The sequence below is a fragment of the Pseudotabrizicola sediminis genome (genome assembly GCF_004745575.1).
GTDB lineage: Bacteria > Pseudomonadota > Alphaproteobacteria > Rhodobacterales > Rhodobacteraceae > Pseudotabrizicola > Pseudotabrizicola sediminis.
Genome location: NZ_RPEM01000012.1, coordinates 47754 through 74309, shown reverse-complemented (window position 1 = coordinate 74309; position 26556 = coordinate 47754). Strand labels below are relative to the sequence as shown.

Genomic DNA, 26556 nt, shown 5'->3' with positions numbered 1-26556 from the left:
TGATGATTTCTACCAAACTATATGGTGTTTTAGGCTAAGTGAATGAAAACCAGTATTGCTTTTTCAAGGATTTCTTAACCAAGTGGTAGGATATATTGACGCCATAAAATCGTTTCAGGCGGAGCGACATGGACGGCAGGATTCTCATCATAGATGACGTGGCGACGAACAGGATTGTCCTGAAGGTCAAACTTGTCGCGGCCTCATATCATCCGATCCTCGCCTGCGGCGGCCTGGAAGGTCTGCGGATGGCGCGCATATGCGTGCCTGACCTGATTCTGCTTGATCTGATGCTGCCCGATCTGCCGGGCTTTGATGTGCTGCGCGAACTGCGCAATGATCCTGTCACCCGCGATGTTCCGGTCATTGTGATGTCTGCCTCGACCGCATTGGAAGACCGGCTTGCCGCGTTGGAGGCCGGGGCAGATGATGTTTTCGTAAAACCCTATGATGACGATTTGATGATGGCGCGCCTGCGCAATCTGCTTCGCAGCCGTCAAGATCTGGCCGATCTGACAGATGGCCATGACAGCGGGCTGTTCGGCATGGCCGAGCCAGAGGCAGAATTCCAGCAGCCCGGTCATCTGGCCCTCGTGACAGAGTGGCCGCAGAGGGCTATGAAACTGCGCGAGGATCTGAGCCCGCTGATGCGCGACACGATTTCGGTACTGACACATGACACGGTCCTGTCTGACGCCCAACCGGCGACGCGCGCACCCGATATCTATCTGATTGATGTCGACTATCTGCAGTCAGAACGTGGGCTGCGTCTGCTGTCTGATCTGCGAAGCCGGGCCGCAACGCGGCATGCTGGAATCTGCCTGATAGCCGGGGCGGCGGTGCAAAGCCATATGATCATGGCCCTTGATCTGGGCGCGAATGACATTCTGAACACCGGCATGACGCTTCCGGAAATTGCGCTGCGGCTGCGGGCGGTGCTGCGCAGCAAGCGGCGGGCCGATCTGCGGCGCGAACAGGTGCAGGACGGCCTGCGGCTGGCGATGATTGATCCGCTGACCGGATTATTCAACCGCCGCTACGCTTCGGCGCGGATGATGGTCATGGCGGCGCGCAGTCAAAGGGACGGTCGGCCGCTGGCGGTAATGGTGGCGGATATCGACCGGTTCAAGGCGGTGAATGACAAGTACGGCCATGCTGTCGGCGACGATGTCCTGATCGAGGTCGGTCACCGGCTGGGGTGCAGTCTGCGGGCCGATGATCTGCTGGCGCGGATCGGCGGCGAGGAATTTCTGATCGCCATGCCCCTGACAACCACGGATGAAGCGCAATCCGTTGCGCGCCGCCTGTGCCTCGAAGTGGAGCAGCGGCCAATTCTGGTGGCAGGTGGGGGGGCGCTGAAAGTCACCGTGTCGATCGGCCTTGCGATGTCGCAATGCGCGGAAAACGGCAGCCCGAATGCCGTGGCGGATTCGGTCGATGCCTTGATCGGGCGGGCGGATCAGGCCCTGCTGGCCTCAAAGCGGGCGGGGCGCAATCAGGTGACGCTGGCGCGCACTGCGGCCTGAGCCGCGGTGATCTGAAGGGTCAGTCGCCGCGTGGCGCGCCCTCCCGGCCTTTCCTGCCCCCACGGTCCAAAACCTGTTTTAGCCTTTCCAGAAACGCGGCCCGCTCGGGATCGGACATCTGCAGCACCAGCCCCACAAGCGCCTCGCGCCCGGATTCGGCCCGTGCGGTGAACCGCGTGTTCTGCTGCGCTATTGCTGCCTGAAACGCCGCTGCGTCAAAGGGTGTTGCGCGCAGGGCGGCCAGAACCGCGTCGAAATCGGTGCGAATCTGCGCCCGCATTTCGCGCAGGCCCGGCCCCCGCTCGGCAAAGCCGCGCAGCATGGCGCGGCGCTGCTCACGTGTCAGCGCCTCGGTGAAAGGGCCGAAGGTCAGGTCGCGCACGGCTGCGGGAGGGGGACGGTCGGGATCGTGGCCGCGCAGGGCCACGCCTGCAAATGTACCGGCCACCGCAAGGTTCAGGGCAAGCGAGACCGCCAGCAGCAGCTTGAGCCCACGGCCCGCAGGGCGGGAAGCGGGGAGTGGTGAAACGGGGGGCGGCAGGTCGGTCATTGCGACACATCCTCGGTCAATAGCGCGTCAAATCCGGACAACAGGTCAAGGCTTTCGGTCATGCCAAAGCCGATGCTTCCGGCAAGGCTGACCATCGGTTCGGGCTGAACATAGCCGATCACCAGCCCGGCCATCGCGGCAGTGCCAACCCCCGCCACCGCCAGCGCCCCGCCAAGGGCAGCGGCCAGTCTGGCCCACAGACCGGAGCGCGGTCTGGTGCGGGGCACTGGACGCACATCCGCGCGCGGTTGCAGTGCGCTTGCATCGGCCAGCACCCGCGCCATGAAGGCATCCTCTGTCGCGGGCGGATGGGCCCGCGCCTGCGCAAACAGAGCGTCCAGATCAGGCTCGGATGTCTTTTCAGTCTGCGTCTTCATATCCCAGATCCTCTCGCCGCCCCGCCAGAAGGGCGGACAATGCGCGTTTGCCCCGCGCGGTCAGGCTTTCCACCGCCTCGACCCCGATCTCCATGATCGCGGCGATCTGCGGGTTGGCAAGCCCTTCGATGTGGCGCAGCACGACCGCTTGGCGTTGCCGGTCGGGCAGCTGTGCAAGTGCGGCCTGCAACGCGGCCATGCGGTCGGCCTCGATCATGGTCTGCACCACGGCCGGCTGATCGCTGGCGGGTTCGGGCGCATCGTTCAGCGGAGCGGCCCGCCGCCGCGTGCGGGCGCGCAGCCGGTCGGTCGCCAGATTGGCCACCACACGGAACAGCCAGGTGGTGACCTGCGCCTCGCCCTGCCGCCAGTCGCGGGCGATGCGCCACAGGCGCAACAGCGCTTCTTGTGCCACATCCTCGGCTTCGGCCCGGTCGCCCAGAAGGCGCTGCGCATGGCCAAAGGCGCGCGGGGCCAGACGCTGGGTCAGCAGACGTGCGGCCCCGGGATCTCCATTCGCATAGAGAACCAGAAGCGCCTCGTCCGAGAGCGGGGCTGCGGCGGCGTCGCGTGGCATGTCCATCCTGTCGCTGGCTTATCGGCTTTCGCCCTGCGCCGGAAGGGCCATGCCTGCGCATGCCCCCCCAAAGCGGATCAGGATCAGTTGTTGCCGCGCGGACCATGCGGACCACGGTGCTGATCGCCATGCCGGCCGCCGCGCCGTTCACCCATACGCTCTTTGGTGGCAGCGATTTCGGCTTCGGTGATTGCGCCGTCGTTATCGGCATCAAGCCGTTCGAACATGCGCGCAGGCATCGGGCGGGCCATCATTTCCGCCGCCGACAGTTTGCCGTCGCCATCGGTGTCCAGCCGTTCGATCATCCGGGCGGCACGGTCATTTGCGCGCTTCGTTGCCGCGCGGATGTGCATGGCGGCGATTTCCTCGGCGCTCAGCAGGCCATCGCCATCAGTGTCGATCGCGGCGGTTTGTGCGGCGCGGAAGGCGTCAATTTCAGCCTGCGTGACCTTGCCATCGCCATCAGCGTCCATAGCCGCGAAATCAAACGCGCCACCCATTTCACCCATCTGGTCAACCATGCCGCCCACGCGGTCGCCCCGGTCGGCCATGGCGGCCCCGGCGGTCAGGGCAATGGCCAGTGCCACCAGCGAAGCACCCACGATTTTTGTCTTGTCGATCATTGGTCACATCCTTTTTCAGACCGGCCCACTGCGTTGTTCGGGGCCTTGTGACAGTGAAACGCCGGGTCCGCGCCGTTCCGTCGCAGATTGTTGCGGGCTTGCGACAAAGGCGCACATCGGGGCGGCGGGGCGGGCGACGGGGCTTTCCGCTGTGCACGGGTCTGGAGTAACAATAGATCAAGGGGCCCGGGCCAGGTGGCCCTGATCAACGCAGACATCGGATTGCCATGCCAGAGTTGACAGGTCCCGCCGCGCCCGACACCGGGCCGGCATTTCAGGAAGAGCGGGCGCTGCGCCCGGCGATGCTGCGTGGCTGGCGCAGACGCTGTCCGAACTGCGGCGCGGGCCAGATGTTGCGCAGCTACCTCAAGGTGCGCGAAACCTGCCCGGTCTGCGGTGAGGCGTTTCACCACCACCGCGCCGATGATGGTCCGGCCTATCTGACCATTCTGATTGTCGGCCACCTGATGGCGCCGCTGATTCTGTATGCATTCACGGCGTATCGCCCCGATCCACTGGTGCTGGCAACGGTATTTTCGGTCGGCACGGTGGCGCTATCACTGTATCTGCTGCCCCGGCTGAAGGGCGTCATTGTGGCAATCCAGTGGTCGCGGCGGATGCATGGGTTTGGCAATGCGCGCGATGACGACTGATGCCGCCCCCGAGCCTGTGATCCGGGCCGCATCAACGGTCATCCTGTGGCGTGCCGCACCCTCAGGCGCGCAGGTGCTGATGGGCATGCGCGGGGCAGCGGCGGTTTTCATGCCGTCGAAATACGTGTTTCCGGGCGGAGCGGTCGATCCGGGTGATGCGGCGGATCCGTTGCCAATGGCAGCGCCTTGTGCCGACCGGCTGCGCGCCTTCTGCGGGCCGGAGGCACCCTGCCCGTCAGCGCTGGCGGGGGCTGCCTTGCGCGAATTGCAGGAAGAAACCGGGCTGGTACTCCCCCCGACAGATGCCCCTGCCCTGCGCTTTGTGTTCCGCGCCATCACGCCGCCGGGGCGGACCCGGCGCTTTGACGCGCGGTTCTTTCTGGCCGATGCGGCGCATCTGGCCGGACCCCAGGATGATTTCAGCGCGGCAGAGGATGAACTGTCGCACCTGCACTGGATCGGGCTGGATCAGGCCCGCGCGCTGGATCTGCCCTTCATCACCGAGGTGGTGCTGGCCGAGGTGACGGCCACCTTGCGCGGCGCGCCCGATCAGGGCGTGCCTTTTTTTGACAACTCGGGCACATCCCCGGCGTTTCGCCGCATCGTATAGGCCGCGTCGGCAACCATCAGCGGATGCGGCACCGGGTCTTTGGCGCGCAGGAAATGGCGGGCGAAGATCTGGGCGTAGGATCGGTAGCTATACCCGTCATTGCGGCGCAGGTAATGATTGCGGCTGGCTGCATACATCGCGGGCAGCCGGTACCACGGCACCTGCGGGTGCATGTGGTGAACAACATGCAAGTTGTTGTTCAAAAACAGCAGAGCCAGCGGGCCACGGTCTTCGACGATCACCGTGCGGGCGCGGTGGGCGTCGTGCGCGCGGTGTTCCAGAAAGGTGCGGATCTTCAGCAGCGCCGCCGCGATGTAGAAGGCGATCAGATATCCCACCCAGCCCATCGGTGCCGGCACCAGCCACAGCACCAGCAGTGCCAGCCCGCCCAGGTGCAGCAGCCAGTCGCGCTGTACCGCCCGGTCACGGCGCAAGAGCCGTGCCTCGGACCGCAGCCAGATCAGATTGCCCAGCACCGGGCCGATGATCATGCGCCCCAGCAAGGTGTTGTTGGCGCGCAGCACCGCGTGCAGCCAGTGCGGCAGCCGGGCCCAGACGACGGGATCAAGGTAATTCGATTCCGGGTCATCATAGGGATCGGTCAGGACCGGATCATGGTGATGCGCCAGATGCGTGCTGCGAAACCGGCGATAGGGCACGGATGGGTAAAGTGCCGGAAAGACCAGCACCTCGTTCCACCGCGCATGCGGGAACGGGTGGCCGTGCAGCGCCTCATGCTGCAAGGAGGAGTATTGCGTGATGGCAACCGCGGTCACGATCACCCCCAGCACCGGCGACAGGGTGTAAAGAATGGTGGTGCCCAATGCCCAAAGCACATAGGTCGCCGCCAAAACGGCAAGGGTGGGCCATTCGATGGCTATGAGGGTGCGGTCGGTCTGAACGGGGTCGCCAAGCGCCAAGGGTGTGTTCCGTCAATGATAACCGTTTTGCGAGTATCACTTGCCCCACAGCCTGAAAATGCCAAGGATACGCACCATAAACTCACCTTCGTTGTGTTTAATCACCAAAGGCTGGCTATGATCGACAAACGTATCCGCGCGGCGCTGTTCCGGACCCGGCTGGCCGAGGCGATGGCAGAGCGCAGGCTTTCTCAGGCGGCGTTGGCGCGGGCGTGTGGCGTGGACCGGTCTACCATCAGCCAATTGCTGGTGTCGGACAAACGGATGCCCAACGCCCAGCTGGCCGCCGATTGCGCGATGGCGCTGGGGGTGTCGGCCGACTGGCTGCTGGGGTTGTCGGGCCGGCCCGAGCCGATGGCCGATCTGCTGGCCATGCAACTGACCGAAACGCAAGCCCCGCGCGCGCTGATCGACGAGGCGATCTTTGGCTGGCACAAAGAGGCGGCGGGCTACAAGATCCGCCATGTGCCCGCCACCTTGCCAGATATGCTGAAGACGCGGGCCATGGTGGACTGGGAATATGCGCCGCAACTGGGCCGGTCGGCGGAACAGGCGATCGGCGCGTTCGAAGACCGGCTGGCTTGGATGCGCGGCGCACGGTCGGATTACGAGATTGCCCTGCCGCAGCACGCGCTTTTGGCATTTTCCACCGGTACCGGATATTACTCCGGCCTACCCGCCGCCCTGCGGCTGGAGCAGATCGACCGGATGATCGACCTGACCGAGGCGTTGTATCCGGCGCTGCGGGTCACATTGTTCGATGCGCGACGGGTGTTTTCCGCGCCGATCACTGTGTTCGGGCCACTGCTGGCGGTGCTCTATCTGGGGCGGCACCATTTGGCCTTCCGCGATTCCACGCGGGTAGACAGTTTTACCCGCCATTTCGACTGGCTGGTGCGCGAAGCGTCGGTCAGCGCGCGTGACCTGCCCGCGCATCTGCGCAGCCTGCGGTCGCGGGTCGCCTAAAAGGCTTGCAGAAACCGGGTGTCATAGCCGTTGAAATCAAAGATCTCACGCGCGGCGCGAAAGCGGTCGGGCGGCAAAGCCCCGCCCCGGTTGAGGATGAACCCGAAGGCCCCCGAAGGTGTGCCGATGGCAAGAGTGCGGTAATCGGTATCGACCCAGATCACCCACCACTCCTGCCCATCCACCCGGAACCGTCCCGGTCCGGTGCCCGGCATCGGCCCGGACAGCTGCACATCCTGCCCCGACAGGCACAGCCGGGCACTGATGGTCAGAGCAGATGCATCCCCGCCGATATCGGCCCCACCAGCAGAGCATCCGCCCACAGGCCCGAACGCCGCCGATTGCCGCCATTGGCCCACGATCCTGCCCGGGTCGAATTGCGCGTTCGACCAGATCGGCGCGTTTGCCGTACGATAGGGCGCAGTCTGCGGTGTGGGTGTGGGTGCGCAGGCGGCAAGCATCAGACAGAGCAAGCCGGTGACCAGACGCGCGCTGATCCGGGCAGGGCCGCGCATTAATTGATGCATTGGGTCAGCATCCTTCCCTGTTCGTCGAGGATGTCATGACAGCCCAGCATCGGCGTAACCGGGGCACATGTGCCAGATTGTGACAGGCAATAGCCGGTGCAATCGGTCGCCGCTTTGCAGGATTTCCCTGCATCGCGTGTAGGGGTCTGGCAAAACGCCGCCGTGCCGCCACCCGCCAGGCTCCATATGCCGCCGCGCGCTTCGCAGGCCAGATGGGAAACGGATTTGACGACGGCGGGGGCAACGGGTTCCGCCACGGCCGGCACGGCATCTTGCGTGCCGGACTGCTCAGGCTCTGGCATGCTGTCTGGCACGGGCGACAGCGGTGCCGCTTCCGCCTGAGCGGCCTCTGACGCCGGACCATCCAGCGAGGTGACTGTGATCGCGCCGCCGGTGATCGGGCTTTGCTGCGCCACTGCCGGCGCGTCGCTGCCGCGTTTCAACCCCGGCAGGGCCTGACAGCCCGCCAGCCCCAGCAAAACCGGCATCATGACAACGGGCAGGATCAGGTGCAGACGCATGGGCCCCCTAGGACGGCAGAACTGGCCACAGATGGCGCGCTTCCCGTGCCGGGCGCAAGCCCCCTGCCCCACAGCGCCCCGCCCCCGCTCAATACGGGGCCGGGTGCAGGCGGTGGGCAATGGCGATATCGGCCAGCACCGCGTCAGACAGGATGACATCCGCCGCACCGATGTTGGTCGCCAGCTGCTTCACCGAGGTCGCCCCGATGATCGGAATGCAGGGAAACGGGCGCGACCGGCAAAAGGCAATGGCCATCTGGCACGGGTCCAGCCCATGCGTCGCGGCAATGCCCAGATAGGTCGCCACGGCGGGAAACACCTGCGGGTTGATCCGCCCGCCCAGATCGGGGGTAAAGCTGCGCCGTGTGCCATCGGGCACGACATCGCCCGCATATTTGCCGCTGAGCAACCCCGCCGCCAGCGGCGAAAACGCCAGAAGCGGCATATCCTCGACCATGCTCAGCTCGCACCAGTCGGTGTCGAACTGGCGGCACAGCAGCGAATACTCGTTCTGCACCGACATCATGCGCGGCAGGTTATGGACCTGCGCCAGATGCAGCCACAGCGCGGCGCCCCAGGTGCTTTCGTTTGACAGGCCGATAGCGCGGATCTTGCCTTGCGCGATCAACTCTGCGGCCGTGCGCAGCACGTCCAGCATATCGGCCTCAACCTCGGTCCGGTCGGTCACCTGCGGGGCAAAACGCCAGGACTGGCGAAAGTGATAGCTGCCCCGGTTCGGCCAGTGCAGCTGATAGAGGTCAATGTAGTCGGTCTGCAACCGGCGCAAACTGTCGTCGACCGCCGCGCGCATCGCTGCCCCGGTGATCGGTGCACCGTCCCGCACCGCCGCGTGGCCCGCACCGGTGATCTTGGTGGCAATCTGCAGTCGCGACCGCCCGCCGCGCTGCGCCAGCCAGGTGCCAATAATGGTTTCGGTGTTCCCCACCGTTTCGGCCCGCACCGGATTGGTCGGATACATTTCTGCCGTGTCCCAGAAGGTCACGCCATGGTCTATGGCCAGATCGGCCTGAGCATGGCTTTCGGCCTCGGTGTTCTGGCTGCCCCATGTCATCGTGCCAAGGCACAGCTTTGACACTTCGATCCCGCTCTGCCCCAGTTGAACCCGTTCCATTGCCTGCCCTTTTCGCTCTTTCGTTACTTGCCAGGCAACCTAACGGCCCTGCCCGGCATGGCAAGGCCAAGCGTCACCGCGCCGGTCCTTTGCGCGGGTTCCGGTGTTGGGGCCTCTTTACTCTGCCGGGCAAAGCGTCTTTGCTGCCGCCATGCGCCTGCTGATTTCCTTTGCCGCCCTGTTCCTGTCGGTCGTGCTGTTGCAGCTGGGACTTGGCGGGGTTGCCCCATTGGACGCGATATCCGGCGTCCAGCTGGGGTTCAGCACGTCGCAGATCGGCTTGCTGGGGTCAGCGCATTTCTTCGGCTTTTTCATCGGCTGCTGGTGGGCGCCACGTCTGATGGGCAGCGTCGGGCATTCCCGCGCCTTTGCAGCCATGACCGCTGCCGGAACGCTGGGAATATTGGCGCATATGATGGTGGTCGATCCCTATGCCTGGGCACTGATGCGGCTGACCTCGGGGCTGGCGGTGGCGGGGTGCTACACGATCATCGAGGCGTGGTTGCAGGCCAAGGTCACCAATGAAACCCGCGGCCGCGCGATGGGTGTCTACCGCGTGGTCGATATCGTGGGCAGCCTTGGCGCGCAGCTTATGATCGGCGTGCTGGAGCCTGCAAGCTATCTGTCCTACAACATACTGGCCTTGCTGTGTTGCCTTGCGATCTTTCCGATGACGCTCAGCAAGGCAGAAGCGCCCGAAATGCCCGAAGCCCCCCGCCTCCGGCCCGGGCTGGCATGGCGGCTGTCGCCGCTGGCCTCTGCGGGGGTGGTGGTGTCAGGCGTAACGGGGGCCGCGTTCCGCATGGTGGGGCCGCTTTACGGCACCGAGGTAGGGCTACGCGCCGACCAGATCGCGCTGTTTCTGGCGGCTTACGTGCTGGGCGGGGCCTTTGCGCAATACCCCATCGGCTGGCTGGCCGACCGGTTTGACCGCCGCACGGTGCTGATCGGTCTGTCGGTCGCCGCCGCGGCTGCCTGCGGCGCAACCGTGCTGGCGGCGGGCCATGGCATCGTGGCGATCTTCCTTGCCGTCGGGGCGTTTGGCTTTGTCACCATGCCGGTCTATTCCGTCTCGACCGCGCATGCGCATGACTATGCCACCCAGATGGAGCGGGTGGAACTGTCTGCCGCGCTGATGTTTCTTTACGCGGTCGGTGCGATCGCCAGCCCCCTGATCGCGGCGCTGCTGATCGACCGTTTTGGCCCCCCGGCCATGTTCGCCATGATCGCGGTCGCCAATCTCGCGCTGGTTCTGTTTGGCCTTGCGCGGATGCGCGCCCGCCCTGCCCCCGATGCGCGCACCCCCTATACCTACGAGCCGCGCACATCCTTCCTGATCGGCAGGCTGCTCCGGGGCCGCCGCGACCGCTGACAGGAGTGCAGCCTTGCCCGGACTGCTGCTTTCAAAATATTCAATTTGCCGAGGTGCCCCCCCGGCGCATCCTCTGGCAAGGCGCTGCTGCTTGCGCTAAACGGGCGACACCATCAGACAAAGGCGCATCATGGCACGGATTCTCATCACCTCGGCCATTCCCTATATCAACGGGATCAAGCATCTGGGCAATCTGGTCGGCAGCCAGCTGCCCGCCGACCTGTTCGCGCGCTACATGCGGGCGCGCGGGCATGAGGTGATGTTCATCTGCGCCACCGACGAACATGGCACCCCGGCAGAGCTGGCGGCGGCCAAGGCGGGGCAGCCGGTGGCGGACTATTGCGCCGAAATGCATGGCGTTCAGGCCGAAATCGCGCGCGGCTTCCGGCTGTCGTTTGACCATTTCGGGCGGTCCTCTTCCCCCCGCAACCATGTGCTGACCCAGCATTTCGCGGGGCGTCTGGCCGACAACGGCCTGATCCGCGAAGTAACGGAACAGATGATCTATTCGGTCGACGATGGCCGTTTCCTGCCCGATCGCTATGTCGAAGGCACCTGCCCGAACTGCGGCTACGAGTCGGCGCGGGGCGACCAATGCGACAACTGCACCAAGCAGCTGGACCCGACCGACCTGATCAGCCCGCGTTCCACCATTTCCGGCAGCACCAAGCTGGAACTGCGCGAAACCAAGCACCTCTACCTCATGCAGCGCAATCTGCGCGACAAGCTGGAAGCGTGGATCGACTCCAAGCACGACTGGCCGCTGCTGACCACGTCGATTGCCAAGAAATGGCTCAACGATGGTGACGGCTTGCAGGACCGGGGCATCACCCGCGATCTGCACTGGGGCATTCCGGTGCGGCGCGGTGATCAGCCCTGGCCGGGGATGGAGGGCAAGGTATTCTACGTCTGGTTCGACGCCCCCATCGAATACATCGCCGCCACCGCCGAATGGGCCGATGCCAACGGCCTGGATGACGCCGCATGGCAGCGCTGGTGGCGCACCGACATGGGCGCGGATGACGTGACCTATTACCAGTTCATGGGCAAAGACAACGTGCCGTTCCACACCCTGTCTTTCCCAGCCACCATTCTGGGGTCGGGTGAGCCGTGGAAGCTGGTCGATTACCTGAAATCCTTCAACTACCTCAATTACGACGGTGGCCAGTTCAGCACCTCGCGCGGGCGCGGGGTGTTCATGGATCAGGCGCTGTCGATCCTGCCGCCCGATTACTGGCGCTGGTGGCTTTTGTCCCACGCGCCGGAATCGTCGGATGCGGAATTCACGTGGGAGAATTTCCAGGGGTCCGTGAACAAGGATCTGGCCGATGTGCTGGGCAACCTCGTCAGCCGGGTCACGAAATTCGCCACCGCGAAATTCGGCGGTGAAGTGCCAGCGGGCGGTAGCTTTGGCCCCATGGAAACCGCGCTGATCGCCGATCTTGGCGCGCGTATCCGCGAGTATGAGACGCTGATGCAGGCGATGGAGGTGCGCAAGGCCGCGGCCGAGCTGCGCGCGATCTGGGTGATCGGCAACGAATACCTGCAGGCCGCAGCGCCCTGGACCGTGGTGAAAACTGACCCCGAACAGGCGCAGGCGATGGTGCGGCTGGCGCTGAATCTGATCCGGGTCTACGCGATCCTGTCGCAACCCTTCATCCCCGATGCCTCGGCCACGATGATGGCCGCAATGGGGTCCGATGACTGGACATGGCCCGACGATCTGCCCGCTGCAATGCGTCAGCTGGAACCGGGGCAGGCCTTCGCCGTGCCGGAAAACCTGTTCCGCAAGATCACCGATGAAGAACGCGCCGACTGGCAGTCGCGCTTTGCCGGAGTGCGTACATGACAAAAGTCCCACCTCCGGTCTGGCAGCTTGTCCTGGTCCTGTGGGGCACCAAATACCCGGTGTCAGAGGTCAATCACCTGATTGACACAGTCTGCCGCCTTGCCAGCCACCCGCCGCGTGTGGTGCTGATCAGCGATGCGCTGCGCGACGGTCTTCGCGCCGGTGTGGTGCAGCGGTTGATCCCAGACTTCTTCATGGACCCGCAGATGCGCGGGCCGGGGTGCCAGACCAAGCTGTGCATGTTCGAGGCGGGGGTGGTGCCAGATGATCTGCCCGCGGTGTTCATCGACATTGATACCGTGGTCTTTGGTGATCTGACACGGCTCTTGGCCCTGCAGACCAGCCGAAAATCAATCGTCATGTTCCATAATTCATTGCTTCCTTTTGGAACAGTGTCGCGCATGATCCATAAGGTTTCACGCGGGAAAAAATACCTGCGGGGCAACTCTTCGCTTGTGATCTATCACCCGAGCGAATGTACAAGTATTGCAGCGCATTTCAGGGAAATGCTTGCAAGAGTGGGCGCAAACGGAACTCCTGCAATGGTTGCTGATGACAAGTTTATCAGCTGGTCGCAACAGTACCAGCTCAAGTCCATACCTCGTGATATGGCGGTGAAATTGCCCGCTGAATTCATGTTGCACTACCGATGGCTGATCCACCTGCGCGCCCGCCTGCCATGGGTCCGTCGCCGCTGGGCCGGGCTGATCGCGCTGACCTTGCCGGGGGTGGAGGTCAAGGGCGAGGCGCTGCTGGCCCTGCCCGACGGGGCCGAGATCGTGGACCGCAAGGGTCGCCGGCTGATCTGGTCCGAAGCGGCACTCGGGCCGGTCAAGGCGCGGCTGACCGCCTATTATACGGCCCTTCAGCAAAGCGGGAGAACAGAGTGATCTTAGGTCATATTGGGGCGCGCAAAGGATCAAAGGGCGTACCCGGCAAGAACTTTCGCACGCTCTGCGGCAAACCACTGATCGACTGGTCACTGGACCAGCTGTTCGCCAACCCCCGCGTGGGCGCGGTTGTGGTGTCGACCGATGACCCGGCGATCCATGCCCATGCCGTGGCGCGTGGCGCGCTTGATATCGGACTGCGGCCCGCCGAGCTTGCCACCGATACCGCACCGAAATGGGGAGTGTGGCAGCATGCGCTGTCGGCGTCCGAGCAGATCTGCGGGCCGGTCTCGGCCTTTCTGGATCTGGACTGCACCTCGCCGCTGCGCATCCCCGAAGACATTGACGGAGCTTTGGACACCTTTGCGCAGCAAGCCCCCGACATGGTGATGAGCGTGTGCGAGGCACGCAAGAACCCCTATTTCAATCTGGTCGAACCCGATGCGACGGGCGCTTTGCAGGTGTCCAAACCGCTGCCCGGCGGGGTTTGGGCGCGGCAGGATGCGCCGGTGGTCTATGAACATGTCGGCGTGGTTTATGTGGTGGCACCAGACTACCTGCGCCGGGCCAAGACCATCTATGAAGGGCGGGTGGTGCCGTTTGTGCTGCCCTCTGACCGCTGCCATGACATTGACACGCCCTATGATTTCCAGCTGGTCGAGTTCTTGTTGACAGAACAGCTGAATGCCGGGGTCAGGAAAGTCTGACTTGCGCCAACAGGCGCGGGATCGCGGCCAGCGTCTTGCGGGTGGCATCCGAATGCGCGTCAGTGAACGCAGCGATCAGACCCGGGTCGGTTGGCGGATTGGCGATCAGATGGGCGGCCAATGCGGCTGCATCGGGGACGGAAACGGCCACGCCCGCTGCCTGCGCCTCGGCAAAAGGGTATTCGATGGTATGGGTGTGCGGCCCCGTGATCACCGGCTTGCCCAGCACCAGCGCCTCGGAAATGTTGTGCGCGCCTTTCGGGTTAAAGCCGCCGCCAACGACGACCTGATCGGCCATGGCCAGATAGGCATACATCTCGCCCAGTGAATCGCCGAAAAAGATGTCCGGGCACCCAGGCTGCACCGGCCAATGCGTTGGGTCGAACGCCCCCGGAAGGTCTGACCGGCGCAGGAGCGAGAACCCTTCTTTGACAAGGGTTTCTGCCACATCGTTAAAGCGTTCAGGCCTGCGTGGCACATAAACAAGCAACGGCATCGGCAGCGATCTGGCCGCGTGATCGTCGCGCAACGCGCCGATGGCGTGGATATAGGTGGCATCCTCGCCCTCAATCGCGCTTGCAATCACGATCACACGCCGCGCGCCTGCCCCGATCCATCCCCGTGCCGCCTGCCCCGCGGCCATCAGCGCGGGCGGCACCGGCTGGTCAAAGCGCAGTTCGCCCGTGACGGCAATGTTGCGCACGCCCACGCTGGCAAAGCGCTGCGCCTGCAGGTCGGATTTGACCAAGGCCCCAGCAAAGCCGCGCATCACCGCCTGGCGCAGGCGCAGCCCCTTGCTGTCACGCGCCAACGCCCGGCTGGGGTATTGCGCGTTGCACATGAACAAGGGCACACCGGCCCTGCGCGATGCCGCGACCATGCGTGGCCAGATCTCGATCTCCATCACCAGACCATAGGCGGGGCGGAAAGTGCGGAAAAAACCTGCATAGGCCCAGCCGGTTTCCAGCGGCACCCAGACCGCACGCATCCGGCCCCCGGCGATATCTGCGGCAAACACCCGCTCTGCTTCGCCCCGCCCGGCGGGGGTGAAATGGGTGGTCACCACCGTATCTCCCCGGTCGAGCAAGGCCCGGATCAGCGGCACGGCAGAGCGCAGTTCGCCCAAGGATACTGCATGCACCCAGACCGCTCCCGGCAAAGGCGCAGGATAGCGGCCAAAGCGTTCGGCCAGATGCGCGGTATAGGCGGGATCTTTGCGCCCGCGCCGCCACAGATAGAACAGGATCAGCGGCAGACCAAAGGTCCAGAACGCAGACCACAGCAGCAGAAAGCCGCGCATCATGGACGCACCAGCGAAAGCAGATCGGCGGCAAGTGGGTCCAGCCCCTTGGCGGCATTGTGCACGATGCGCGCCGCGCGCTCTCCCATCCCGGGCAGGACGGGGTCTTGCAGCGCCGCTGCCAAACCAGCGGGGGCCAGTTGCAGTGCGGCAGCTTCGGCCTGCAGCTGGCTGTAATCACGCGCGAAATTGGTGGTATCAGGGCCATGCAGGATGGCGGTGTTGAAATGCGCTGCCTCCCACGGGTTGTGCCCGCCAACCTTGTCGAACCCGCCGCCGATCAGCGCCGTTTCCGCCACCCGGTACCACAGGCCCATCTCGCCATAGGTGTCGGCCAGCCAGACCGCATCGCTGGCCGATGGCTCCCGCCCAAGACTGCGGCGGGCAAAGGGCAGGCGCGCCTCTGTCAGCGCCGAGGCGACCGCCCCTGCCCGGCCCGCGTCGCGCGGGGCAAGGACCATCAGCCAACGCGGATCGGCGCGCCACAGGGCCGCCTGCGCCGCCATCGCCTGCGCCTCATCCCCAGGATGGGTAGAGGCCGCGACCCAGACCCTGCGGCCCTGCACCGCGGCCTGCACCTGTGCCAGCGCCGCAGGGTCGGCGGCCAGCGGGGGTGCTGCGGATTTCAGCGACCCGGTGACCTGCACCTGGCCCGCCCCAAGCGCGCGCAGGTGACCCGCACTGCGGCTGTCCTGCGCGGTGATCAGCCGGAATCGTGCCAGCAGATCGTGGTACAGCCCGCGCGCCTTTGCCCGGCGGGCAAAGCCCGCATCGGTCATCCGGGCATTGACCAGCGCCAGCGGCACACCGCGCGCATGGGCGGCGACCACGGCACCCGGCCATAGCTCCTGCTCGGCCCAGACCGACAGGTCGGGGTGCCAGTGGTCGAGAAAGCGCGCGACATACCGTGGGGCATCCAGCGGCAGATACTGATGCCGGGTATGCGGCGGCAGGTTGGCCCCGATCACCTGCGCCGAAGACCGGGCCGAGGAGGTGATCAGGAAGTGCAGCGACGGGTCAAGCCGCGCCATCGCCCCGATCAGGCCCCGCAGCGCCAGCACCTCACCCAGACCGACGGCATGCAGCCAGATCAGGCGGCCGTCCGGTCTGGGGGCCGAGGCATAGCCGCGCTTTTCCGCAACCCTGTCCGGGTCTTCCTTGCCGCGCGCAAGGCGACGGCGCAGCACCAGCGGGCCGGCGACCGCAATCAGCGGACTGGCGGCCAGATAGGCCAGCAGCGCCGGACCAGTTGGCACGCGGTCAGCCACCCGGCTGATCACGAAAGGCTTTTTGCAGCCTTTGCGCCCAGAACTCGGGGCGGGCCAGGGTCTGCGCAAAACGCTCTGCCGCGTGGCCGACGCCAAACCCGGTGTCGGGCGCGTGCCGCTGACCCCAGCGGTCTTTCAGGAACTGCGCCACAGCCGCGCCATCCCCCGCCGCTGCAAAGGCGACCGAACCGGCCATCGCCCGGTTGGTTTGCCGGGTGCCGACATCCAGGGATGGCACGCCCAGAAACGGCGCCTCGCGCACCCCGGCGCTGGAATTGCCGACCATGCAGGCCGCATGTTTCATCAGCTCGGAAAAATGCGCAAAGCGCATGGATGGAATCATGCGGAACCGGTCTGCAGGCAGCGCGTTCAGCACGGCGAAAATCGCCTCGGACCCCGGGTCATTGTTCGGCGCGATCACCACGAAATTCCGCCCCGATGCCGCCAGCGCACCAAACAGTGCCTGCGCCTGCGCGCCCATGCTGGATTGCTCGGATGTCACCGGATGAAACAACGCGATGCCATACTCGGCAAAGGGAATGTCATAGCGCGCCCGCACCTCATCCAGCGTGACACCCGATGCCCCGGCGTGGAAGTCGAGTTCGGGCGAGCCGATGACATGGATCGTCTCGGACGGCTCGCCCAAGGTCATCACCCGGCGTTTGGCCGCGTCGGAAGAGACAAAATGATGGGCGGCCAGTTTGGTGTTGCAGTGGCGGAACACCTCGTCGATCGTGCCCGACACCTCGCCACCCTCGATATGCGCCGAGGCGATGTAGTTGGTGGCGGCGACAAGCGCCCCCGCCAGCGCCTCGATCCGGTCGCCGTGGATGACGATCAGATCGGGCTGGTGTTCGGTAATGTAATCAGAAAACCCCACGACCGTTTTCGCCAGCACGATATCCTGCCCGTCGCCGGGGCGCTGGTTCAGAAATTCATGCACCCGCACGCCGGGCATCCGCTGCACCTCCAGCTTGGTCAGGCCGTAGCGGTCCATCATATGCATCCCGGTGACGAAAAACGTGACCCGGTGCCCCGCATCCCGCGCGGCAGCGGCAAGGGGTTCAAGCTTGCCAAAATCGGCGCGGGTGCCGGTGAGGAAGAGGAGGTGGCGGGTCATGACTTCCCTGAGACCAAAGGCAAATGCCTATTCGCAAAGCCCGACCAAGGCAACCTCGGCGGCTTGAACCCATGTCGAATGTCGGGCATATCGACGCAAAGTGCCCCATGAACTGGACCGCAAGCATGACCCGCGTCGTTGTTTCCCTGACCGCCATACCGCCGCGCTTTCCGTATCTCGACGAGGTGCTGCAGGTTTTATTGCGCCAGACGCTAAAGCCCGAGGCGATCTTGCTGAACATTCCGCAGCGCTATAGGCGCGAAAGTTTCAATCCGGTGGAACCGCCCGTGGTGCCCGAGGGTGTGACTCTGAACCGGGTAGAGCGGGATTTCGGCCCGGCCACCAAGGTGCTGCCAGCGGTGCAGAAATACCGCGATCAGGATATGCTGATCTTCTTTTGCGACGATGACAAGATCTATGATCCGCAGGTGCTGGAACGCTTTGTCGCGGCGGCCGAAACGCGGCCAGATTGCTGTATTGTGGAAGAGGGCAGTGATATCTTTGAGGCTTCTGAGATACGGTTCTCCGGCACACGCATGCCGCGTTACGATCGGCGTCGCAAAGACTGGCTTTACCGTGTTAAGCGTGCGGCCAGCCTTGGAACGTGGAAATCGCGCAAGGCGGCGTCAAGTGGATATGCCGACATTCTGGAAGGCTGGGGCGGAGTGATGGTGCGCCCGTCGTTTTTTGGTGATGAAGTGTTCGACATTCCCGATCCGCTTTGGCTGGTGGATGACATCTGGCTGTCGGGCCACCTGACCACTCGCAACGTACCGATCTGGCTGGATTTTGGCGGGCCCCGCGCGCGCGCCTCCCGCGAAGATGTGAAACAGTTTGCCCTGCTCAGACAAGTGGTGGGGGGCTTGGACCGGACAGCACTGAACACGGCCTGCGTGCGATACTATCAGGAAACCTATGGCATCTGGCGCTGATCGCTGCTGGTCGCAAACGTTCCCAATTTTTCATTACGATGGGGCCAATCATGACTTTCATCCCTGTTGCGCGCGTGATCAATCTGGACCGCAGCACAGAGCGACTTGCGACATGTGGCCCGCGATTGACGGCAGCAGGGATTTATTGGCAACGTCATGCCGCCACCGCCCCCACATCGCTCGAAGAAGCCCTCAGCCACCCGCTTTACCGCAGCGCGACGATGCGAAAGCTACATGGAAGGGATATGAGCCGCGGGGAAATCGGCTGTTTTCTAAGCCACATGGCCGCTATGAAGTCGGCTTTGGCCGTTGGCACGCCGCTTGCACTGATCTTGGAGGATGATGCGCTGCCGTTTGACGGGGCCAAGATCGCGCTCGAAGCTCTGTCACATTGGCTAACAAACACGCCAGAGGCGACTGTCGATTGGCTGCATCTGTCGCGATCGGCGGAAAGTTGGAGCCGTCCTTTGGCGACGGTCTCGGGCTTCGGCATCCGACGTACATATCGCCCGCCGTGGTGTTTGAGTGCGAGCCTTTATACACGCAAGGGAATGCAGGATTTCCTGCGGCATGTCGATCTTTACGGGATGGACCGGCCCGTGGACGTCGCATTACGTGTTTGTTTTTGCCGCTCTGCCCGCGCGGCAGTTCTGGATGCACCAATTTTTGGTGAAAATGGCTCAGAATCAACGATAGATTCAGCTGGCGAACGCCCGGTTGGGATGACCAAAATCAGACAGTGGCGCAGAAAAGCGCCAGAATATGCTTTTGCAGCATGGAACCGGTGGCGCAGCGCCTAATTGCTTGATTGGCACCTTAGGAACGAGGGAAAAAGATACAGGTTTGCCGCAAGGGTTCACTTTACTCACGATAGCTTAATTATCTCACCTGTATACCTTCCCCCGCCGCAGCAACCACCAGAAGCGCCGCATGTAATTCGCCGCTTTCAGTCGGTAATGCGGCAGGCGACGGTGCCACCTGAACTTTTTCACCCCGGCAAAACCTGTGCCAGTGATGGTGCTGACTCCGCCATCGTCGGGATGGCTTGCCCATGGTTCCAGCCCCAACTGACGGTAGTTGTGGCGGAAAAAGCGGTTCAACTCGTGATCCAGCGCACGGGTTTGCGGCCAAAGGCCCGGCAGGAGCCGCGCCGCAACATCTCTGTGAATCAGATAGGCGGCGTTGCCGGTAAAGGGACCGATATAGGCGTTGAGCCGGTATGCTCCCAACTGTGCCTGTTTTACTGGCAATTTTGCACGAATGCAGTTGAAGCGCACCAGATCCCATAGATCTGCATGGGCGAGCGCCGTGTCGAGAGCGACAAGGAAGTCGTCGTGAAAAACCACGTCATCTTCAAACACCAACGCCACTTTGTGCGGGCCGTCCAGAAACTGCTGCCAGACCGCCAAATGGCTGGCGTATACACCAAGCTTTCCCGGCAAAAGCGCGCTGCCCATATTGCGCGCATAGGCTTCGGCATCTGCCTGTTTGCGTAAGGTTGCTTCATTGGCGCGACCGTCGATGGCAGGAAAAAGCTGCCATGTCATTCCCATGGCTGACAATTGTGTTTCCATCGCTTCCCGCCGGGCGACGTCACGAGGAAGGTTGATCAGCCAGATGCCGATATCCGCACGGGTCAGCATCACCCCAGATCCTCCCATGTCAACTGCGTGTTCCGCGTCACTGCCCGGGTCATGCGTTTGCCCACGACCTTGTCGAAATCATAGCCCGCAATCTCTCCCGACCCCGGGCGGCGGGCCCAGATGTCGGACTCGGTGATCACATGGCCTGCGGGCAGGTCGCGGTCGGCCACGACGGACGCGCGGGCAAAACGGTAGACGGGTTCTTCGGCGGGCGTGCGCTGTTTGGGGTTGTTGGCGGCGATCCAGATCTCGCGCGAGCGGTCGATCAGGTGGCGCAGTTCCGACGGGTCCATCGAGTTGATGATGTCGGGTCCCTTGCGATAGCGGGTGTCGGTGTAGTGACGCTCCAGAATGCAGGCCCCGAGTGCGACCGATGCGAGGGCCATTTCCGGCCCGATGGAATGGTCCGAGAACCCGACGACCGCATTCGGAAACGCCGCTTTCAAATCGGTCACGCCGCGCAGCGACACGATTTCGGGCGGGCTGGGGTAGAGGTTGGTGCATTCCAGCAGCGCATAATCCACCCCCGCCGCATCCAGAATGGCCACGGATGCGCGGATGGTATCGATGGTCTGCATGCCGGTCGACATAATCACCGGCTTGCCCTTGCGCGCGATGTGACGGATCAGCGGCAGGTTGTCGGCCTCGCCCGATCCGATCTTGTAGGCGGGCACGTCAAGGGTTTCCAGAAAATCCGCCGCCGCGCGCGAAAACGGAGTGGAGATCCAGATCATCCCCAGACTTTCGGTATAGCGCTTCAGCTCTGCCTCATCGTCCAGCGACAGGGCGCAAGACTCCATCACATGCCAGATCGACACATCGGCATTGGGCGGAAAGATCGACTTCGCCTCATCGGTCATTTCGTCTTCAAGGATGTGGGTCTGATGCTTGATCATCTCGCAGCCCGCGCCGGCGGCCAGACGGACCATCTCTTTGGCGACCGTCAGACTGCCACCATGGTTGATGCCGATTTCCGCAATCACAAGCGGGGGGTGGCCGGGGCCGATCTCACGGGTGCCGATTTTCATGGGGGCTGTTCCTCAGGACGTTTGCCCTGATGTACCGCCCGCACGGGCGCAAGGGAAGCCCTATGCCCGCAGGCGCGCCGCCAGACGGGCGATCCGTGCCTGCACCTCGGGGCTGACCGGCCCCTCACGCGGCGGGTCCAGCAGGGTGGTCAGCAGATGCGGCGCGGGCAGCGGGCGGCCACCGCCGCCCCAGCTGAGGCCGTGCAGCACGCTTTGGCCTAGGTCCGGCAGGTGGTCCGGAATCTCGGCCCCGGCCAGCGTGGCCCAGAGCGCCGACCAGCAGCGCCCCACGCTCCACGGGTTATAGCCGCCGCCGCCCAGCAGCAAAAAGCGCGGGGCCAGCGGCCGCAGCGCGCGCAGCACATCAATATAGGCGCGGTTCGATAGCGACAGCCGCGACAGCGGGTCTTCGTCCAGCGAATCCGCCCCGGCCTGCAGCACGATGACGTCGGGGCGATGCGCCTGCACAAAAGGCAGGATCACGCCGTCCAACACCGCGCGCATCTCGGTATCGTTGGCCGCGCGCGGCAGTGGCAGGTTCACGCAATTGCCGCCGCCGTCATCGTCCAGCGCGCCGGTAAACGGCCAGCGACCCTCTTCATGGGTGGAAATCAGCAGGGTTTCCGCATCCCCCGCAAGCCCATGCTGTACCCCGTCACAATGGTGTGCGTCGATGTCCACATAGGCCACGCGCGGCATTCCAGACTGGCGCAAGGCCAGAATCGCCAAAACTGGATCGTTCAGATAGCAAAAGCCATTGGCGCGGTCGGGCAAGCCATGATGGGTGCCGCCCCCGGGCACATGCACCGCCTGCGTGCCAGTCGCCAGCAACTCTGCCGCAAGCATCACGCCGCCTGCCCCGGTTGCGGGGCGGGAATACATCTGGCCAAACACCGGGTTTGACAGCGTGCCAAGGTGATACTGCGACCGTGTGGCATCGGTAACGCTTCCGTCAGCCTCGGCCCGCTGCAAGGCCTGCACATAGCCGGGGCTGTGCCAGCGGGTCAGCGCCGCCGGCTTGGCGCGCGGGCTGGTGCGGTATTGTGGTGCCGGCAGCCAGCCCATCGCGCGGCACAGGTCCATCACCGTTGACACGCGCGGGACGCGCAACGGATGGCCCGGGCCATAGGATGAACCGCGATACACCTCTGACCCGATGAACAGCGGCACGCTCACCGCAACAAGGGCTCGATCCGCCCGGTGATGGCCCTCGATGTCGGCTTGACCGAAGCCCCCCAGGTGCCCAGAACCTCACCCGCCGGGCCGATCAGCACCTTGTTGAAGTTCCAGCCGGGGGTAAATCCATGCTCGGCCGCCAGCCAAAGGTAGAACGCATGCGCGTCCCGGCCGCGCACATGCGTGATATCCGTCATCGGCAGCGTCAGGTCGAAGCGAAGGGCGCAGTATTCCTTGACAGCCTGCGCATCGGCAAGTTCCTGATTGAAGTCGTCCGATGGCACCGCAAGAACCAGCAGGCCACGGGCGCTGTACCGGTCGTGCAGCGCCTGCAGATCATCAAACTGCCCAGAAAAGCCGCAGAGCGATGCCGTATTCACCACCAGCACCGGATTGCCCCGCCAGTCGTCCAGCGCAATCCGGCCCCCGTCAATCGACGCGAACGAAAAACCCGGTACCCCGGCATCCGTTGCCGCCAACGACCGCAAAGGCCATAGCCCAAGCCCTGTGGCAGCCAGAGACTGACCCAGAAACACCCGACGCTGCATGCATCCCCCCCCCACAAATAGTTGTATTGATGGTAGGCCTGACAGAAAAAAGGTCAAAGCGCGCGTGCTGATTTGTCGGCATGATACGGAGTTTTTTCCGCCACAGGGGTGACAATTTTCTGACAAAGATACCATATGTGAGGACCATACGGATATGCTTGTACCATTGGGCGGTGTTGAAGAGCCTAGCTTTTTGCCTCGCCGGACTTTTCACCGATGATATTTGAGCAGACACGTCCGTCGAGCAGAAAAAAAAAGAAAAAGACGATATGAAGCAATCCACTTCCGACCAGTTTGACACGCTCCAGTCCATGGGGGATGCCACACAGAACGCTGCCCTGTGCTGGCGGATGCATCGTGGCCGGGTGCAGGTGCTGTTGATCACCAGCCGCGACACCGGGCGCTGGATCATGCCCAAGGGCTGGCCGATGGCGGGCAAGACCGCTGCCGAAACCGCTGTCACCGAGGCTTGGGAAGAGGCGGGCGTGCAGGGTGAGGTTGATGCGGCAGCGCCGCTGGGCTTTTATCGGTACGACAAACTGCGCCTGCCCGACGCGGCGATTCCCTGCGTGGTCAGCGTCTTTGCCCTGCGTGTGGCGCGGCTCGCCGATAAATTCCCCGAGCGCAAACAGCGGCAGCGCAAATGGTTCGATGCCCAGAAAGCCGCGCGCAAGGTGGCCGAGCCTGATCTGCGTGGCCTGCTGGCGCGGCTGTCCAGCAAGGGGCAAAAGCTTGTCTGTGCACCCGGCGGCAAAAAGCGCGCTTGAATTCGCGCAGCGGATTGTTAGCTGTGGCACGGGGTATACAACCCTTGCACTGGTCCAGTCATGATCCGTTATAGCCTGAAATGTAGCAATGCCCATGAATTCGACAGCTGGTTTCAGTCGGCAGCGGCTTACGACTCGTTGCGCGCTGCGGGGCATGTAAGCTGTGCCATCTGCGGTGCGCCAGATGTGGAAAAGCTGTTGATGGCCCCCGCCGTGCGCCCGGCGCGCCATGCCGCCACACCGCAACCTGCCACACCGCTGTCACAGCCGAAAACCGAGGTAGAGCAGGCGATTGCCGCCTTGCGCGCGCAGGTGGAGGCCAACTCCGAATATGTCGGACTGAATTTTGCCGCCGAGGCCCGCAAGATGCATGACGGGCTTAGCCAGGAACGCGCCATTTACGGCGAGGCCAGACCGGAAGAGGCAAAAAAGCTGATCGAAGACGGCGTGCCGGTGGCCCCCCTGCCCTTCCTGCCCAAACGCAAGGCGAACTGAGCGGCGGGTTCGCCCCGCCGGACGTTCGCCTGCCTCTGGCGGGTGTGTTTCAGCACGCAGCAATCCGGCAGACCGCCCTCGAGTGCTGCTTTGCAAATACTCCTCTTACTTCCCGAATTTTCCCCGCAGCGCATCGGCAAAGGGGTTGGCGCTGGTGCCCGCAGACGCCCCCTGCGGCGCGGCCTGCATCGGCTGCGGCTTGCCCCGGGGGGCGGGTTTGTCTGCCCGGTCCGCCGCGCGCTCGCGCGCGGTCTCGCGGGCATCGGCGCTGTCCTTGCGCATGGTCAGCGCAATACGTTTGCGCGCCGCGTCCACCTCGACCACGCGGACCTGCACCACATCGCCGGCCTTCACCACCTCATGCGGGTCTTTCACGAAACGGTCGGCCAGCTGGCTCACATGCACCAGCCCGTCCTGATGCACCCCGACATCGACAAAGGCCCCAAAGGCCGCGACATTGGTCACCGTACCTTCAAGCATCATGCCGGGCTTCAGGTCGCGGATTTCGTTCACGCCTTCGGTAAAGGTGGCGGTGCGGAAGCTGGGGCGCGGATCGCGCCCCGGCTTTTCCAGCTCGGCCAGAATGTCCTTAACGGTGGGCAGGCCGAAACGGTCGTCGATAAATGCCCGCGGGTCCAGCTTTTGCAGGGCTGTCGCATCGCCCATCAGGCTGCGGATGTCGCGGCCACAGGCGGCGGTGATGCGGCGGGCAACGTCATAGGCTTCGGGGTGGACAGATGACGCATCAAGCGGCTCCTTGCCGCCAGCAATGCGCAGAAAACCTGCGGCCTGTTCAAATGCCTTGGGGCCAAGGCGGGCCACCTTGAGCAGTTCCCGTCGGGTGTTGAACGGGCCGTTGGCATCGCGGTGCGCCACAATCGCCTCGGCCAGTCCTGCCCCCACGCCCGACACCCGCGCCAGCAGCGGGGCAGAGGCGGTGTTGAGGTCGACGCCGACCGCGTTCACCGCATCTTCGACCACCGCTTCCAGTGACCGGCCAAGGCGGTGCTGGTCGACGTCATGCTGATACTGGCCGACGCCGATGCTTTTGGGCTCGATCTTGACCAGTTCCGCCAGCGGGTCTTGCAGGCGCCGCGCGATACTGACCGCGCCGCGCAGCGATACATCCAGATCGGGAAACTCTTTCGCGGCCAGTTCCGAGGCGGAATAGACCGAAGCCCCCGCCTCGGACACAATGACCTTGACCGGTTTTTCGCTGCCCGGCAGCACCGCCAGAAGGTCGGCCACCATCTTTTCCGTCTCGCGGCTGGCGGTGCCGTTGCCGATGGCGATCAGCTGCACCTTGTGCTTGCCGATCGCTTGCGCAATGGCCACCTGCGCGCCGCGCAGATCATTCTTGGGCTGGAACGGATAGACCGTATCGGTCGCCAGCACCTTGCCCGTTGCATCAACCACCGCGACCTTGACCCCGGTACGGATACCGGGGTCCAGCCCCATGGTGGCCTTGCCACCTGCAGGTGCTGCAAGCAGCAGGTCTTTCAGGTTGCGGGCGAAGACATTGATCGCCTCGGCCTCGGCCCGGTCGCGCAATTCGCCCATCAGGTCAAGGGTGAGTGACGTTTTCAGCTTAATCCGCCAAGCCCAGCTGGCGGCCTCGCGCAACCATGTGTCGCATGCGCCTTTGGTTCCGGCCGACAGCGCCGCACCGCAGGCCTGCTCCGCCGGGCTGGTGCCGCGCGGGGCGTCGGGGTCGATTTCCAGATCGATGGTCAGAAAGCCTTCGTTCCGACCGCGCAGCATGGCCAGCACGCGGTGGCTGGGGGCAGTGGCCCACGGCTCATCATGCGCGAAATAATCCGAGAATTTGGCACCCTCGGTCTCTTTGCCCGCGATCCCCTTCGCCGACAGGCGGGCGACCTTTTTCATGTGCTCGCGCAACCGGCCCAGCAGCGTGGCGTTTTCCGACAGACCCTCGGCGATGATGTCGCGCGCGCCTTCCAGCGCCGCTTTCACATCCGGCACAGCATCGGTGATGAAGCCCTTGGCCAAGACCGCAGGATCGGCATTGCGGTCGGCCAGAATGGCATCAACCAGCGGCTGCAACCCGTTTTCACGCGCAATCATCGCCTTGGTGCGGCGTTTGGGCTTGTAGGGCAGATAGATGTCTTCCAGCTCTGCCTTGGTCACCGCCTTGGCAATCGACAGCGCCAGAGGGTCGGTCATCTTGCCCTGTTCGGTGATCGACGCGACAATCGCTGCCCGCCGCCCTTCCATCTCGCGCAAATACACAAGCCGTTCCGCCAGCAGGCGCAGCTGCGAATCGTCCAGCCCCCCCGTCACCTCTTTGCGGTAGCGCGCGATGAAGGGCACGGTCGCGCCTTCATCCAGCAGCGCCACAGCGGCGGTGACCTGCGGGGTTTGCGCGTTGATCTCGGTCGCGATGGTTTGCGCGATGCGGCGGGTGGTGTCTGGCGTCATGATGGCATTCCCGTAAGGTCGGAGGGCGACCATAACCAAG

Annotated in this window: 28 protein-coding genes; 12 read left to right on the top strand and 16 right to left on the bottom strand. The window is 64.0% G+C overall.

The features are described 5' to 3' along the window. Positions 1-128: 128 nt before the first annotated feature. Positions 129-1526 carry a diguanylate cyclase gene (locus EEB11_RS15975; protein ID WP_135433026.1) on the top strand — a complete coding sequence of 466 codons (1398 nt, stop codon included), beginning with the start codon at positions 129-131 and terminating at the stop codon, positions 1524-1526. Positions 1527-1545: 19 nt separating this feature from the next. Here EEB11_RS15975 and EEB11_RS15970 read toward each other — a convergent pair whose 3' ends face one another. The 4 genes from EEB11_RS15970 to EEB11_RS15955 form a co-directional block, all read right to left on the bottom strand. Next, positions 1546-2076, bottom strand: coding sequence for a periplasmic heavy metal sensor (locus EEB11_RS15970; RefSeq protein WP_135433024.1), 531 nt, complete (start codon positions 2074-2076; stop codon positions 1546-1548). Then, a complete protein-coding gene (locus EEB11_RS15965) occupies positions 2073-2453 on the bottom strand; it encodes a dihydroorotate dehydrogenase (RefSeq protein WP_135433022.1) in 381 nt (126 codons plus the stop codon). Before EEB11_RS15965 ends, EEB11_RS15970 begins: the two co-directional genes overlap by 4 nt. Next, entirely contained in the window at positions 2437-3036 is a 600-nt protein-coding gene (locus tag EEB11_RS15960; protein ID WP_135433020.1) for an RNA polymerase sigma factor, read from the bottom strand. The genes EEB11_RS15965 and EEB11_RS15960 overlap by 17 nt, the downstream gene beginning before the upstream one ends. Before the next feature lie 77 nt (positions 3037-3113). After that, complete coding sequence (locus EEB11_RS15955; RefSeq protein WP_135433018.1) at positions 3114-3653, bottom strand: EF-hand domain-containing protein; 540 nt, start codon at positions 3651-3653, stop codon at positions 3114-3116. A 227-nt stretch (positions 3654-3880) separates the two neighbouring features. Between EEB11_RS15955 and EEB11_RS15950 the strand changes: the two genes are divergently transcribed. Both EEB11_RS15950 and EEB11_RS15945 read left to right on the top strand, forming a co-directional pair. Further along, positions 3881-4306, top strand: coding sequence for a DUF983 domain-containing protein (locus tag EEB11_RS15950; RefSeq protein ID WP_135433016.1), 426 nt, complete (start codon positions 3881-3883; stop codon positions 4304-4306). Continuing rightward, complete coding sequence (locus EEB11_RS15945) at positions 4275-4916, top strand: NUDIX hydrolase (RefSeq protein ID WP_435531116.1); 642 nt, start codon at positions 4275-4277, stop codon at positions 4914-4916. The genes EEB11_RS15950 and EEB11_RS15945 overlap by 32 nt, the downstream gene beginning before the upstream one ends. On the opposite strand, the gene EEB11_RS15940 is transcribed toward EEB11_RS15945, so the two are convergent. Then, complete coding sequence (locus EEB11_RS15940) at positions 4856-5836, bottom strand: fatty acid desaturase (RefSeq protein ID WP_245298945.1); 981 nt, start codon at positions 5834-5836, stop codon at positions 4856-4858. The two genes, EEB11_RS15945 and EEB11_RS15940, sit on opposite strands and share 61 nt — an antisense overlap. A 117-nt stretch (positions 5837-5953) precedes the next feature. Between EEB11_RS15940 and EEB11_RS15935 the strand changes: the two genes are divergently transcribed. Continuing rightward, positions 5954-6802, top strand: coding sequence for a helix-turn-helix domain-containing protein (locus tag EEB11_RS15935; RefSeq protein ID WP_135433014.1), 849 nt, complete (start codon positions 5954-5956; stop codon positions 6800-6802). On the opposite strand, the gene EEB11_RS15930 is transcribed toward EEB11_RS15935, so the two are convergent. The 3 genes from EEB11_RS15930 to EEB11_RS15920 all read right to left on the bottom strand — a co-directional run bounded on the left by EEB11_RS15930 (position 6799) and on the right by EEB11_RS15920 (position 8982). Further along, on the bottom strand, positions 6799-7329 hold the full coding sequence (locus EEB11_RS15930) for a lipocalin family protein (protein ID WP_245298944.1): 531 nt from the start codon (positions 7327-7329) through the stop codon (positions 6799-6801). The two genes, EEB11_RS15935 and EEB11_RS15930, sit on opposite strands and share 4 nt — an antisense overlap. Further along, positions 7317-7850 (bottom strand): hypothetical protein, encoded by a 534-nt coding sequence (locus EEB11_RS15925; RefSeq protein ID WP_135433012.1) that lies wholly within the window; start codon positions 7848-7850, stop codon positions 7317-7319. Before EEB11_RS15925 ends, EEB11_RS15930 begins: the two co-directional genes overlap by 13 nt. Positions 7851-7938: 88 nt before the next feature. After that, positions 7939-8982, bottom strand: coding sequence for an aldo/keto reductase (locus tag EEB11_RS15920; RefSeq protein ID WP_135433010.1), 1044 nt, complete (start codon positions 8980-8982; stop codon positions 7939-7941). A 151-nt stretch (positions 8983-9133) separates the two neighbouring features. Here EEB11_RS15920 and EEB11_RS15915 point away from each other — a divergent pair, with 151 nt between their 5' ends. The 4 genes from EEB11_RS15915 (at position 9134) to EEB11_RS15900 (ending at position 13800) form a co-directional block, all read left to right on the top strand. Beyond that, complete coding sequence (locus EEB11_RS15915) at positions 9134-10354, top strand: MFS transporter (protein ID WP_135433080.1); 1221 nt, start codon at positions 9134-9136, stop codon at positions 10352-10354. A gap of 130 nt (positions 10355-10484) precedes the next feature. After that, positions 10485-12203, top strand: coding sequence for a methionine--tRNA ligase (gene metG / locus EEB11_RS15910; protein WP_135433008.1), 1719 nt, complete (start codon positions 10485-10487; stop codon positions 12201-12203). Further along, complete coding sequence (locus EEB11_RS15905; RefSeq protein WP_135433006.1) at positions 12200-13093, top strand: hypothetical protein; 894 nt, start codon at positions 12200-12202, stop codon at positions 13091-13093. The genes metG and EEB11_RS15905 overlap by 4 nt, the downstream gene beginning before the upstream one ends. Further along, the gene (locus EEB11_RS15900) at positions 13090-13800 is read left to right on the top strand and encodes an acylneuraminate cytidylyltransferase family protein (protein ID WP_135433004.1); all 711 of its coding nucleotides are present in this window, start codon (positions 13090-13092) and stop codon (positions 13798-13800) included. The genes EEB11_RS15905 and EEB11_RS15900 overlap by 4 nt, the downstream gene beginning before the upstream one ends. Here the strand turns inward: EEB11_RS15900 and EEB11_RS15895 are convergent. From EEB11_RS15895 to neuC, 3 genes are read right to left on the bottom strand one after another with little or no spacing between them, the layout of a single operon-like run. Then, entirely contained in the window at positions 13787-15103 is a 1317-nt protein-coding gene (locus tag EEB11_RS15895; RefSeq protein ID WP_135433002.1) for a 3-deoxy-D-manno-octulosonic acid transferase, read from the bottom strand. The genes EEB11_RS15900 and EEB11_RS15895 overlap by 14 nt on opposite strands. After that, positions 15100-16380, bottom strand: a complete 1281-nt coding sequence (locus tag EEB11_RS15890) for a 3-deoxy-D-manno-octulosonic acid transferase (RefSeq protein ID WP_245298943.1) — start codon at positions 16378-16380, stop codon at positions 15100-15102. The genes EEB11_RS15895 and EEB11_RS15890 overlap by 4 nt, the downstream gene beginning before the upstream one ends. Beyond that, on the bottom strand, positions 16361-17488 hold the full coding sequence (gene neuC, locus EEB11_RS15885) for a UDP-N-acetylglucosamine 2-epimerase (protein ID WP_135433000.1): 1128 nt from the start codon (positions 17486-17488) through the stop codon (positions 16361-16363). The genes EEB11_RS15890 and neuC overlap by 20 nt, the downstream gene beginning before the upstream one ends. Positions 17489-17613: 125 nt before the next feature. On the opposite strand from neuC, the gene EEB11_RS15880 reads away from it, so the two are divergent. Next, complete coding sequence (locus EEB11_RS15880) at positions 17614-18420, top strand: glycosyltransferase family A protein (protein WP_167852771.1); 807 nt, start codon at positions 17614-17616, stop codon at positions 18418-18420. Between the two features lie 50 nt (positions 18421-18470). Then, on the top strand, positions 18471-19220 hold the full coding sequence (locus EEB11_RS15875; RefSeq protein ID WP_167852770.1) for a glycosyltransferase family 25 protein: 750 nt from the start codon (positions 18471-18473) through the stop codon (positions 19218-19220). 84 nt (positions 19221-19304) lie between these two features. Here EEB11_RS15875 and EEB11_RS15870 read toward each other — a convergent pair whose 3' ends face one another. From EEB11_RS15870 to EEB11_RS15855, 4 genes are read right to left on the bottom strand one after another with little or no spacing between them, the layout of a single operon-like run. Then, on the bottom strand, positions 19305-20063 hold the full coding sequence (locus tag EEB11_RS15870; protein ID WP_135432994.1) for a glycosyltransferase family 25 protein: 759 nt from the start codon (positions 20061-20063) through the stop codon (positions 19305-19307). After that, positions 20063-21091 carry an N-acetylneuraminate synthase family protein gene (locus EEB11_RS15865; RefSeq protein WP_135432992.1) on the bottom strand — a complete coding sequence of 343 codons (1029 nt, stop codon included), beginning with the start codon at positions 21089-21091 and terminating at the stop codon, positions 20063-20065. Before EEB11_RS15865 ends, EEB11_RS15870 begins: the two co-directional genes overlap by 1 nt. A gap of 60 nt (positions 21092-21151) precedes the next feature. Continuing rightward, positions 21152-22267, bottom strand: a complete 1116-nt coding sequence (locus EEB11_RS15860; protein ID WP_245298942.1) for an acetoin utilization protein AcuC — start codon at positions 22265-22267, stop codon at positions 21152-21154. Further along, a complete protein-coding gene (locus tag EEB11_RS15855) occupies positions 22264-22815 on the bottom strand; it encodes a glutathione peroxidase (RefSeq protein ID WP_135432988.1) in 552 nt (183 codons plus the stop codon). The genes EEB11_RS15860 and EEB11_RS15855 overlap by 4 nt, the downstream gene beginning before the upstream one ends. 269 nt (positions 22816-23084) lie before the next feature. On the opposite strand from EEB11_RS15855, the gene EEB11_RS15850 reads away from it, so the two are divergent. Both EEB11_RS15850 and EEB11_RS15845 read left to right on the top strand, forming a co-directional pair. Next, the gene (locus EEB11_RS15850; RefSeq protein WP_135432986.1) at positions 23085-23582 is read left to right on the top strand and encodes an NUDIX hydrolase; all 498 of its coding nucleotides are present in this window, start codon (positions 23085-23087) and stop codon (positions 23580-23582) included. A gap of 60 nt (positions 23583-23642) precedes the next feature. Continuing rightward, positions 23643-24077: a DUF1178 family protein gene (locus EEB11_RS15845; RefSeq protein WP_135432984.1), complete on the top strand. Its 435-nt coding sequence runs from the start codon at positions 23643-23645 to the stop codon at positions 24075-24077. A gap of 105 nt (positions 24078-24182) precedes the next feature. On the opposite strand, the gene EEB11_RS15840 is transcribed toward EEB11_RS15845, so the two are convergent. Continuing rightward, positions 24183-26516, bottom strand: a complete 2334-nt coding sequence (locus EEB11_RS15840; RefSeq protein ID WP_135432982.1) for a Tex family protein — start codon at positions 26514-26516, stop codon at positions 24183-24185. Between the last annotated feature and the right edge of the window lie 40 nt (positions 26517-26556).